We start from the raw sequence: 11,646 nt of genomic DNA, 5'->3' as shown, positions 1-11,646 counted from the left end.
CGTCAGGTGAGGATCCCTAAATGGGTGCAACGCTACAGCAAATTGCAGGTTATTTAGAAAGCCGAGGCTTAGACTACCAAGTCCAGTCGGATAAATTCCGTATTCTGACCTACATTGCGGGTGAGAACAAGGATAACTTACTGACTGTGGTGCAGTTAGATGAAGAAGGAGGGTTCTTCAAGCTGTTTATGCCAGAGGTGATCACGGGGGTGCAGGATCATCCGCATAAGGCCCAAATTCTACAGACGATGCTGGTGATCTCTTGGGAAACCAAGATGCTGCAGTGGGAATATGACCCAATGTATGGCGAGATTCGAGCAATCATTGAGTTCCCTTTGGAAGATGCGACTTTGACGGAGCGTCAGTTCGACCGGTGCTTTAATGGTCTTGTTGAGATGGTGGATGTCTGGGCTATCCCTCGGCTCCAGGAAGTTTTGGCGACTGGGACCGATCCCGGCGATATGGCTTTGGGTGAGCGGTTGCTGCTGACGATGGAAGAAGAAGCGCCGGGGTTGCTGGCGCTGCTGGAAAGAGCGATGGCGGCTCGCAAGGAGCGCGGTCAGTTTCCGCCCCGACGGGAGTTGCCTGCAGAGGACTGAGCGAAATCAGATTCACTGGGCTGGCGAGTCGCGCTCGTGCTTGTAAGGCGTCTATTTCTCTTTATTTCCCTTTGTGGCTGAGTCATTTAGCTTAATTTTCCCTTAGTTGTTTGCTGCTGCAGGACTGACAGACAGAGGGGTGGCAACTATCCTGAAGGTATACAGTTTCAATACCTCCGGCCTTTGTTCGTTTCTTTGCCTTTGGCCGTCGTTGAACCACCGAGGAGAATTTGTAGCGATGCTTTTGAACAACCGCTTTGAGATACTAGAGCAGCTCGGACAAGGTGGGTTTGGCACTACGTTTCTGGCTGCAGATACCCATATGCCGTCCCAGCGTCGCTGTGTGGTCAAGCAGCTCCGGCCGGAGACGCCCAATCAGCAGTCCTATCAGATGGCGCTGCAGAAGTTTCAAGAAGAAGCGGCTACGCTGGAGCAGCTCAATCACGACCAAATTCCGAAGCTTTATGCTTACTTTGAGCAAGATGGGCTGTTCTATCTGGTTCAGGAGTGGATCCAGGGGCAAACCTTGGGGGTAAGGGTGCGACAAGCGGGTCCTTTGCCGGAGGCTGATGTTCTGCAGATGATGACGCAGCTGCTGCCGGTTCTGGACTATCTGCATCATCACGCACCCCGTGAAGTGATTCATCGAGATGTGAAGCCCGAGAATATTATTCTGCGACAGTCAGACCAGAAGCCAGTGCTGATTGATTTTGGTGCGGTGAAGCAGCTTCTAAAAACGGTAGTGAGTTCCTCTGGAAATGTAACTTGCTCGGTGGTCATTGGTTCTGGTGGGTTTATGCCGCCTGAACAGGCAGCTCAACGGGTGGTTTACTCCAGCGATCTCTACAGTCTTGGGGTTACGGCTATCTTCGCTCTTACCGGTAGGCTGTTGGGTGATCTTGAAAAAGATTCCCGGACGAGTGAACTGCTCTGGCAGCAGTATGCGCCTCAGGTCAGTCCGGCGATGGCTGCTGTGCTCACGCGGGTGACTCAGCTTGATCCCCGAGATCGCTACAGCACCGCCCATGAAATGCTGCAGGCTTTGCAAGGTCTAACGCCAGTGTCGCCCACCTTAATTTCTCCTGCTGCGCCGCAGGCTGCTGTGACGGTGTTTGATGCTTTCTCCGGCTCCTCTCACCAGCCCTTTGGTGGATCCCCTAGTGAGGCCTCTATTTCTTCGGTGACTTCTTCTATAAGGCCCCGGCGTCCGTTAAATGCTGCAGCGATTGCGGCGGGTCTTGTGGCGCTGTTTGCCGCCAGTGCGCTGGGGGCTTCCGTGGTGATCATGGCTCAGGAAGATAGGGGTAAAGATCAGGGTAAAGAAGAGTCTACAGCTTTGCTCAAAGATGCGCGGTCTTTAGCGATGAACGGCAAGTATCAGGCGGCTATTGATGCAGCGGCTCAGGTGCCCAGCGATGATCAAAAGCTGCACGCTAAGGCTGAGCAGTCGATTGAGGTGTGGGAAGCTTTGCAGACTGCTGAGAAGCTGGCAGGAGAAGGTAAAAAGGGAGATGCGATCGCAACCCTCCTCAAAGACATTCCTGCCAATGCCGCCAACGCCGAACCCGCCTGGGAAAAAGTTGCCCAGTGGTCCGCGGTGGATCTGGGCAGCAGCATGGACCAAGTCCTCAAGCCCCTCAACGTCCCCAACGCCAAGCGGAAGCTGGCAAACCTCGATGCTCGCCGCCGTGCTGATGTAGAACCTAAAACCGCTGCTAAGCCCATCCAAACGCAGTTGGGTTCCTCTCCCATCAAGACCTGGACGAAAAATTGGCCCCAAGATGATCAGCCCACCTCAGCCGATCTTAAATCTGATCCGAAGTCATGGGGCGATCCCTGGCGCGAATCCTATGCCTTTGCCTCCGATAAAATGGCAGTAAACGTGCTTTACGGCTGCACCACCAACGTCATTATTCAAACTGAGGTGCAGCTTGATCCCTCTCTGTCCCTAGATCTAATGAAAACGCAGCTCGATCAGATGCTGGCTGGGCAGTCTACACCTTCTATCATTTCTCAGCTTGAAAAGGCCCGTCGTGGAGAGGCTGTAGACGCCACCTTTAATACCGGTGACCTGCGGGGCGTCATTCGTCGTACCGCTCAAAACCGAGTTCAAATTAGGGTGCGGAAAGCCTAGGTTATTGCTATTGCAGCGACTTCAATCGCCTGATATTTAGTTCGAGGGGTGCGGAACTCTGTCCTCCCGTTTTGCTTCATGAAAGCGGACGCCCCCGTTCCGCCATCAATAGGGCATGCTAGAACAGGAGCCAAGAAAAGCTGTGCTGCTCGACGTCCCGATGTCTGGTCTTTGAGCCGCGTTCTCAGGTGTGATCTATTATTGATGCCCATGAATGATTCATTGTCTGATGCCCAAGTTTTGTTGGTGCAGCTCCCCACCGGCCCGATTGATGCCTTGGGAGCAGACCTGCAGGCGCTGGGATATCAGCTCGCGACTGCCTCAGATGCCAAAGGTGCTCTGATGCAGGCTGACTTATCACCGGCTCTCATTATGATCGATTCTGAGTTGGGTAAGGACTGCGGTTTTCAGCTCTGTCGTCAGTTACGGGCTGTCGGGGTGCAGGTGCCGATGTTGATGCTGATGCCCACCGAAACCGTTGCAGATCGGACCGCCTGCTTAGATGCGGGTGCTGATGACTATGTGCTGCAACCCTATCAGCGTGAGGCGTTGCAAGATCGCCTGCGTCTTTACCTGCAGCCAAGCCAGGATGTCGAGGTGGGACAGCATCTAAGATTTATCGATTTGGTGCTGCATCTACCGACGCGAACCGCCATGCGCAAACAACGCACGATTGACTTGACCATGAAAGAATTTGAACTGCTTAAGCTATTTATGGAGCATCCCGGTGAAGTGCTGACGCGGGAGCAAATTTTAGATCAGGTGTGGGGATATGACTTCATGGGGGAGTCCAACGTCATTGAGGTCTATATTCGATATCTGCGCCTCAAAATTGAAGCGAGCGCAGATCAACGCCTAATTCATACCGTTCGAGGAGTGGGATATGTTCTACGTGAAGCTTAAGCGCCTCTGGCCTGTGTCTGTGGCCGTCTCGGGGCTGCTGCTGCTGGGATGTCAGTCCTTGAGTAATGCACTGCCTGATGTTCCTGCAGAGTCGGCAGGACAGTTTCTTCCCATTACCGCCCAGGCCGTGATGGCTGACCAGATGATTGAACTGGAGGTGGCTCGTACCGGACAACAGCAGGCCACCGGACTCATGCATCGTGAACCACTGCCTGATAATCGAGGAATGCTGTTTCCCTTTCCGTCAGCGAGAAAGGTGGGCTTCTGGATGAAAAATGTCCCGGTGCCCCTTGATATGGTGTTTCTGCATCAGGGTCAGGTTGTGGGGATTCAAAACAGCGCACCACCCTGCACAAATCGGCCCTGCCCAGTGTATGGTCCCCAGGTACCCGTTGATCAGGTGATTGAGCTGCGCGCAGGTCGTGCTAACGAGTTGGGGCTTCAGGTGGGAGACTCGGTGGCGGTCAAAGACCTAGAGGCCCAGGCAACCCCCTAAATGAATCAGCTATTCTAAGTCTATCTCTGCCTTTCTGCTCTGGTTGACGCCAGCTGAAGATGGCGGCATGATACCAGGACAGAAGAAATGAGTAAAAGCATTGTTGAAATCTGCAATTAAGGCAGGCGAGTTCTTAGTGACCGCAGAAGTCACGCCGCCCAAGGGTGGTCAGGTTGACCACATGGTGCAGCAGGCCCTAACGCTTAAGGGATGGGTCCACGGGATCAATATTACCGATGGTAGCCGGGCGGTGTTGCGCATGAGTTCGCTGGCTTCGGCTGTGATTCTACGTCAGCATGGTCTAGAGCCAATCTGTCAGATGGCCTGTCGCGATCGCAACCGCATTGCCCTCCAGGCCGATCTCATGGGTGCCCACGCCTTAGGCATTCGCAATATTCTGGCGCTCACGGGTGATCCGGTCAAAGCTGGAGATTATCCCAAAGCTCGCTCAGTCTTTGATTTAGAATCCGTTCGTCTGTTGAAGACGATTACCCAGCTCAATGCGGGAATAGATGCCAACGATAAACCGCTGCCGGATGGGTCGACTGAGATTTTTGCTGGGGCTGCAGTTGACCCGCAGCTTGCTAGCTGGTCGGGGCTGCAGAAACGGTTTGAGCGCAAAGTAGAGGCCGGAGCCGAGTTCTTTCAGAGTCAGCTAATCGTTGATTTTGATCGCCTCGATAAGTTTATGTCTCAGATTGCTGAACCGCACGGCAAGCCCGTGTTGGCTGGTATCTTTCTACTCAAGTCGGCAAAAAATGCTCGGTTTATCAATCGCTGTGTTCCCGGCGTCAATATCCCGGACTGGATTATTGAGCGACTAGAGCGATCAAAAGAGCCGCTGCAGGAAGGAATTGCGATCGCATCTGAACAGGTCCAGCAGGCCCGCCAGATCTGCCAGGGTGTTCATATGATGGCGGTCAAGCGAGAAGAGCTGATTCCCCAAATTCTCGATCGAGCAGGTGTTGAGCCCATCGCTTGCACCTAGCTGAGATACATCAAAGATTGAATAATGCGAGCCATCCCAAGCCCTTGAGCTGTTTTGGCTGCTGGCTTCTGTACTTCCAAACCCAAGGATCAAGATTTCCTCGTTATCCTCAATTTCTGCGAGGGACGTTTTTGCCGCAGAAGAAGCGTAAAAAATCTGTCTATGCTCTCTAGCTCTCCATCCTGATGTCATAAGCAAAAGGGGACGGGGAACCCTAGCTCATAGCGGTACACGTATTGATTGGGACTTCAGCCATGCTGATGTCCATCTACGCTAAGGACGGGCTGACCTAACTCAGCCGGGTACTGCTCATAGAAGTCATTGCTGCGTAGCAGAGCAAGGGGATCGCTTGAACGCTCTCAATACTCAACAAAACTCGTCATCCACTACCTTTGTGCTCAAAGGCTATCGGATCCTGGAGACCCTCTATGATGGGTCGAGAACCCTTGTCTTTCGGGGGCAGCGTCAGCTCGATCAGACCCCTGTGGTCATCAAAAAATTGAAAAAAGTCTATCCCAGTGGTGCTGAGCTGGTTCAATTTCGCAATCAGTACGCGATTACACGGCCACTCTCACTGCCTGGAATTGTGCAGTTCTATGGCTTGGAACCCTGTGATAACGGCTTTGCGCTAGTGATGGAAGACTTTGGTGGTCTTTCGCTGAAGCAATATGTACAGGATTTAGAGACCTGCCCCATCCTGCCCCTGACCCAATTTTTAGACATCGCCCTGAGTATTACCCAAAGCCTAGAGGGGTTACACGCGCAACGCATTATTCATAAAGACCTCAAGCCCCACAATATTCTGATTCACCCTGAGACCCTCGAGGTAAAGCTGACGGACTTCAGCATGGCCTCGGTGCTGCCTCGAGAAACGCAGGAGATTCAAAACTTAGGGGTTCTAGAAGGAACGCTAGCCTATATTTCCCCAGAGCAGACGGGGCGAATGAATCGCGGGATTGACTACCGTACTGACTTCTATTCCCTTGGGGTCACGTTTTTTGAGCTGTTGACCGGCCAACTGCCGTTTGAGGCCGAACAGCCGATTGAATGGATTCATCGCCACATTGCCCAATCTGTTCCGGCGGTGCTGGAGCGCAATGCTGATGTGCCGCCGATGCTGTCGGCGATTGTGGCCAAGCTGATGGCAAAAAATCCTGAAGATCGTTACCAGAGTGCCTTGGGATTGAAGCAGGATCTGCAGCGCTGTGTGGACCAGGTCGCGATGGGAGCGAGGGTGATGTTCCCCTTAGGGCAAGGCGATTTATGCGATCGCTTTGTGATTCCTGAGCGACTCTATGGTCGAGACCATGAAGTGAGAATGCTGCTAGATGCCTTTGAGCGCGTCGCGCATGGCGGCCAAGAGCTGGTCCTGATCTCGGGCTTTTCTGGGATTGGCAAAACCGCTGTTATCTCTGAAGTTCACAAGCCGATTGTGCGCTGTCAGGGCTACTTTGTGAAGGGTAAATTTGATCAGTTTCAGCGCAGCGTCCCCTTCTCTGCTTTTGTGGATGCGCTGCGGGATTTGATGGGGCAGATTCTGACCCTCAGCCCTGATGCCGTGCAGCGTTGGCGGACCGATATTCTGGACGTTTTGGGGCAAGATGCCCAGGTAATCATTGACGTAATTCCTGAGCTGGAGCAGATTCTGGGCGCTCAGCCCCCGGTCTCAGAGTTATCTGGGACCGCAGCCCAAAACCGATTCAACCGGCTATTTCAGCACTTTGTGCAGATCTTTGCCACTGAGGAGCATCCTCTGGTGCTGTTTTTGGATGATCTACAGTGGGCCGATCTGGCCTCTCTAAATCTGATTCAGGTATTGATGTCTACCGAACATCAAGGGCATTTACTGCTGATGGGTGCCTACAGAGATAATGAGGTGTCTCCGGCCCATCCGCTGCTGGCGACGCTGCGCATGCTAGAGCAAGTGGGGGTTCGGTCTCAGGTGGTGACGCTGACGCCTCTGATGCTCTACGATCTCAATCAGTTGGTGGCAGACACGTTGAAGTGCCCAGGGGATGTGGCGCGTCCGCTAACGCAGCTGATTTTTCAAAAGACGCAGGGCAATCCGTTCTTTAGTACGCAGTTTCTGAAGATGCTGCACAAAGAAGGGTTGGTGGCCTATAGTCAGGCGGCTAGATCCTGGCAATGTGATTTAACGCAGGTGAGGGCGCTGGCGCTCACGGATGATGTGGTCACCTTCGTGGCCCAACAAATACAGAAGTTACCTGAAATGACGCGCGGAACCCTGCAGCTAGCAGCCTGTATTGGAGGTCAATTTGATTTGGCGACGCTGGCGACGGTGTGTGAGCAATCGCAGGCTGAAACGGCGGCCGCTTTGTGGCCTGCGCTACAGGAGGGGCTAATTTTGCCCCAGCGTGAAACCTACAAGTTTTATCAGCCTGAACAAGGGGCCAACGATCTGCGGGCAGAAACGGAGTTTTTATCTGAACAGGAAGCCCCTCACTACCGGTTTTTGCATGACCGCGTACAGCAGGCTGCCTATACTCTGATCCCTCGACTGCAGCGGGCCAGTACCCATCTCTCCATTGGGCGGCTTCTGCTAGCCTATCGAGATCGCGAGGGAACAGACGAGGCTTTATTTGCGATCGCAAACCAGCTTAACCAGGGCCACACGCTGATCATTGAGACCTACGAACAGCTCCAGCTCGCTCAGCTTAATTTAGCTGCAGGACGCAAAGCCAAACATTCAACGGCCCACACTGCAGCATTAGATTATTTTCAAGCCGGCATCAACCTACTGCCAGATCGAGGCTGGCAGCAGCAGTATCAGCTGACGCTGGCCCTCTATACCGAGGCCGTAGAGACTGCCTATCTTTGCGGTCGCTATGACGACATGGATACCTTTGCTGAACAGGTGTTAAGTCATGCGGTTACCCACCTCGATACCCTCAAAGTTCAAGAAAGTCGGATCCTCAGTCGCGCGGCCCAAAGCCAGCTGGTGGAGGCCATTGAGATTGCCTTGGACTATCTTGCTCAGCTAGACGTCCACTTTCCGGAGCCGCTTGATGCTGCGGCCGTGCAGCAGGGCCTGCAGGAAACGGCGATGTTACTGGCTAATCAGAGCCGTGAAGAACTGCTGGATCTGCCGCCAATGAAGGATCCGGTACAGTTTGCCAAGATGTTGATTCTGGCTAGAATCTGGCCGATTTCTTACTTGGCAGGTTCGCCCCTAGTGCCGCTGATTGTTTTTCGGTTGGTGGCGCTGACGCTCCGTCACGGCAACTCATCTCTCTCTGCCTTTGGGTACGTGACCTACGGCGTTATCCTCTGTGGGTTGACGGGGGAAATAGAGGCTGGCTATCGATTTGGACAGTTATCCCAGGACCTGCTGGCGCGATATCCCAACCAAGAACTGCAGCCTAAGATCTTAGCGCTACTTAATCTGTTTATTCGCCACTTTCGTGATCCACTAAGGGATACGCTGGTCCCGATGCATCAGGCTCATCAGCTATCCCTGGAGGCTGGGGATGTAGAATATGCTGCCTATACCATCCATCACTATGTCGAGAATGCTTTTTTCGCTGGTCAAGAGCTGAGTCAGCTAGAGCCGGAAATTCGAGCGAGCAGCGAGACGGTCGGCTACTTACAGCAGCGAACTATTCTTTGTTACTGCGACATGCTGTGGCAGATGGTGCTGCACCTGACGGAGCCTACTGAAGAGCCTTGGGTTTTGGTGGGCGCGGTCTATAGCGAACAAGTGATGCAGCCGCAGCATCTGGCTGCTAATGATGTGCTGGCGTTGTTCTATCTCAACTTCAAGAAGCTGTTGCTGGCTTACCTCTTTGAACAGCAGGATGAGGCGCTCCGCTCGGTCATAGCTGCAGAGCCGTCTGTGGGTTGCGTGACGGGAATGCCCGATGTGCCTATTTTTCACTTCTACAGTGCGCTGGTGCGGTTGGCGGTTTATCCGCAGGCTTCTGAGGCTGACCAGACTGATTTGCTCGCTCAGGTGGATGCCAGTCAGACGCAACTGCAGCACTGGGCTAACTCTGCCCCCCAGAACCACCAGCATCGACTCGAACTAATCTGTGCTGAGCGCCATCGTGTTCTAGGGGCACCTATGGCGGCAATGGAGGGGTATGATGTTGCGATCGCAACTGCAGTCGAACACGGCTATCTTCAGGATGTTGCCCTAGCCAATGAGCTGGCCGCCCGCTTCTATCTAGCCTGGGGCAAAGAGAAAATTGGTAAGACCTATCTGATTGATGCCTATTACGCCTATGCGCACTGGGGGGCTGCAGCTAAAGTTGAAGATCTAGAAAAGCGATATCGCCCTCTGCTGGCCTCAATTCTGGAGCAAACCCATGAACGCTCGCACAGCACTGAAACCATCACTGCTTTATCGATTGGCACTCTGACCACTAGCAGCACCTCCACTTCATCGCTCATTGACTTAAGTACGCTGATCAAAGCTTCTCAGACTGTTTCAAAAGAGATGCATCTCGATCACCTGCTCTCGACGTTGATGCAGATTGTGATCGAAAACTCTGGGGCTGATGCGGGGGCCTTATTGCTACCAGAGCAACACGAGCAGTGGATCCTCGCCGTGCGCTGCCGGGACGGCAAGCTGCTCAACCATCGCCCTCGGCCCATCTCTGGTGCAGACGTCCCTGAAACCGTGATTCGCCATGTTGAACGGACCTTAGAGCCGTTAATTCTAGATAACGTCACGGCACTGACCAGCTTTACGCTCGATCCCTATATCGCTGAGCACTGCCCCCCATCCGTCCTGAGCCTACCGATTCAGACCCAGGGGAAGCTAGTGGGAATTTTTTACCTTGAGAATAATCTAGCAGCCCACGCCTTCAGAGGGGACCGGCTCGAAATGCTCAAGTTGCTGTGTGCTCAAGCAGCCATTTCGCTAAAGAATGCCAGTCTTTATCAAGCTTCGCAAGATTATGCTAAACAGCTCGAACAATCTCAGGCCGATCTGCTGGAGGTACACGAGCAGCTTCTTCACGATGCCTTTCATGACTTACTCACCGGGCTGAAAAACCGAGCCTGCCTCATGGAGCGGCTTTCTGAAAATCTGCTGCTCAGTCAACAAGTGCCAGACTATCAGTATGCAATTCTCTTTCTAGATCTCGATCAGTTTAAGGTGGTTAATGACAGCTTGGGGCATATTGTCGGAGATCAACTCCTCCAGCGGGTTGCGGAGCGGCTGCAGGCCTGTTTACCCCATCCCGACAGTATTATGCGCCTGGGGGGTGACGAATTTGCGGTACTCATCGAAGATGCCTCTGCAAAGGAGATCATTGGTTTGGCTGATCGAATTCTGCGCCAATTTATTCAGCCCTTTCAGCTTCACCAATACGAAGTGTTTACCGGAACCTCGATCGGCATTGCTCGAAGTACTGGCAGTCACTATCAAAGCCCTGAGGATATGCTGCGGGATGCCGATACCGCTCTTTATCGTGCCAAGGCTGAGGGACGGGGGTGTTACGCGATGTTCGACCCGATCATGCAAAGCAGTGCGACGGAGCGTCTGCAGCTTGAGAACGAATTGCGACACGCTATTGACGTGGCTAGTTGGCTGGGTGAATCGCCTTCTCCCGTCGATTTTCAGCTCAACTACCAGCCGATTATTGCCCTGCAAACGGGGCAACTCCTTGGATTTGAAGCGCTGCTGCGATGGCATCATCCCCAGCGTGGCTGGATCTCACCCGTCAAGTTTATTCCCATTGCTGAAGAAACAGGATTAATTGGTCTTTTAGGCTGGTGGGTATTGGAGACAGCTTGCCGACAAATCCAGCAGTGGCAGCATCAGTTCCCTCAGGCTGCGTCCCTTGTTATGAATGTCAATCTGTCTGCTTTGCAGCTTCAGCAGCCAGACTTCACGGAGCAGTTGCTGAAGCTGCTGACTGAGTATCACATTGACCCTGCAACCCTCAAGCTAGAGGTCACGGAAAGCTGTCTGTTGTCAGCCACTTCTAGTCCATCGGCACAGCTTTTTGAGCTGCGAGACCAGGGTGTTCGGCTCTGTATTGATGACTTTGGGACAGGGTATTCGTCTTTGAGCCGACTTCATGAATTCCCGATAGATACTTTGAAAATTGACCGTGCCTTCGTCAACCGTATTGAGGGACAAGCTGCTGATGGTGTGGCCGTGGTCCAGACTATTTTGGCCCTAGCTCATAGCTTAGATATGAATGTCGTGGCAGAAGGCATTGAAACCGAGGCACAACTTGAAAAACTTCGAACTTTGGGTTGCGAGTCAGGGCAAGGCTATTTCTTTTCTAAGCCAGTAGATAGCGAAGCCGCTACGGCTGTCATTAAGGCAGCTTTCTCTGAGAGGATTTCTGAGCAGTATCTCTAACCATACTTAGTCTTCAATCTTAAGCACCAGTACGGTTGCTGAAAATGCGTTCAATAATGATTGAACTGGGAGCCATGCATTGTTCTGCTTGCGATCGCACGTGCTCTCGGAGAATTCGATTGATGTGCTTCCATAGACTGCAGATACGCTAAGTGTGAACACGGAGGTGACATTACTCGTGCTCTATGG

At 52.9% G+C, this 11,646-nt stretch carries 6 protein-coding genes; all 6 read left to right on the top strand.

Going from position 1 to position 11,646, the window contains the following annotated elements; genetic code table 11:
- The first annotated feature begins 20 nt into the window (after positions 1-20).
- Positions 21-599 carry a hypothetical protein gene (locus tag C1752_RS05840; protein WP_110985130.1) on the top strand — a complete coding sequence of 193 codons (579 nt, stop codon included), beginning with the start codon at positions 21-23 and terminating at the stop codon, positions 597-599.
- A 238-nt stretch (positions 600-837) separates the two neighbouring features.
- The gene (locus C1752_RS05835) at positions 838-2,733 is read left to right on the top strand and encodes a serine/threonine-protein kinase (RefSeq protein WP_110985129.1); all 1,896 of its coding nucleotides are present in this window, start codon (positions 838-840) and stop codon (positions 2,731-2,733) included.
- Positions 2,734-2,943: 210 nt separating this feature from the next.
- On the top strand, positions 2,944-3,636 hold the full coding sequence (gene nblR / locus C1752_RS05825) for a response regulator transcription factor NblR (RefSeq protein WP_110985127.1): 693 nt from the start codon (positions 2,944-2,946) through the stop codon (positions 3,634-3,636).
- Positions 3,617-4,132 (top strand): DUF192 domain-containing protein, encoded by a 516-nt coding sequence (locus C1752_RS05820; RefSeq protein ID WP_110985126.1) that lies wholly within the window; start codon positions 3,617-3,619, stop codon positions 4,130-4,132. Before nblR ends, C1752_RS05820 begins: the two co-directional genes overlap by 20 nt.
- A 100-nt stretch (positions 4,133-4,232) precedes the next feature.
- Positions 4,233-5,120 carry a methylenetetrahydrofolate reductase gene (locus C1752_RS05815; RefSeq protein WP_110985125.1) on the top strand — a complete coding sequence of 296 codons (888 nt, stop codon included), beginning with the start codon at positions 4,233-4,235 and terminating at the stop codon, positions 5,118-5,120.
- A 349-nt stretch (positions 5,121-5,469) separates the two neighbouring features.
- Positions 5,470-11,457 carry an EAL domain-containing protein gene (locus C1752_RS05810; protein ID WP_110985124.1) on the top strand — a complete coding sequence of 1,996 codons (5,988 nt, stop codon included), beginning with the start codon at positions 5,470-5,472 and terminating at the stop codon, positions 11,455-11,457.
- Positions 11,458-11,646 lie beyond the last annotated feature (189 nt).

This window comes from Acaryochloris thomasi RCC1774 (genome assembly GCF_003231495.1).
In the GTDB taxonomy this organism is placed as follows: domain Bacteria; phylum Cyanobacteriota; class Cyanobacteriia; order Thermosynechococcales; family Thermosynechococcaceae; genus RCC1774.
The sequence above is the reverse complement of the archived record's forward strand: the minus strand, read 5'-3'. Positions and strand labels throughout refer to the sequence as shown.

Excerpts from the sequence above, each read along its gene's own strand:
- C1752_RS05840 (WP_110985130.1), top strand. The coding sequence starts at position 21 with ATGGGTGCAACGCTACAGCAAATTGCAGGTTATTTAGAAAGCCGAGGC.
- C1752_RS05835 (WP_110985129.1), top strand. The coding sequence starts at position 838 with ATGCTTTTGAACAACCGCTTTGAGATACTAGAGCAGCTCGGACAAGGT.
- nblR (WP_110985127.1), top strand. The coding sequence starts at position 2,944 with ATGAATGATTCATTGTCTGATGCCCAAGTTTTGTTGGTGCAGCTCCCC.
- C1752_RS05820 (WP_110985126.1), top strand. The coding sequence starts at position 3,617 with ATGTTCTACGTGAAGCTTAAGCGCCTCTGGCCTGTGTCTGTGGCCGTC.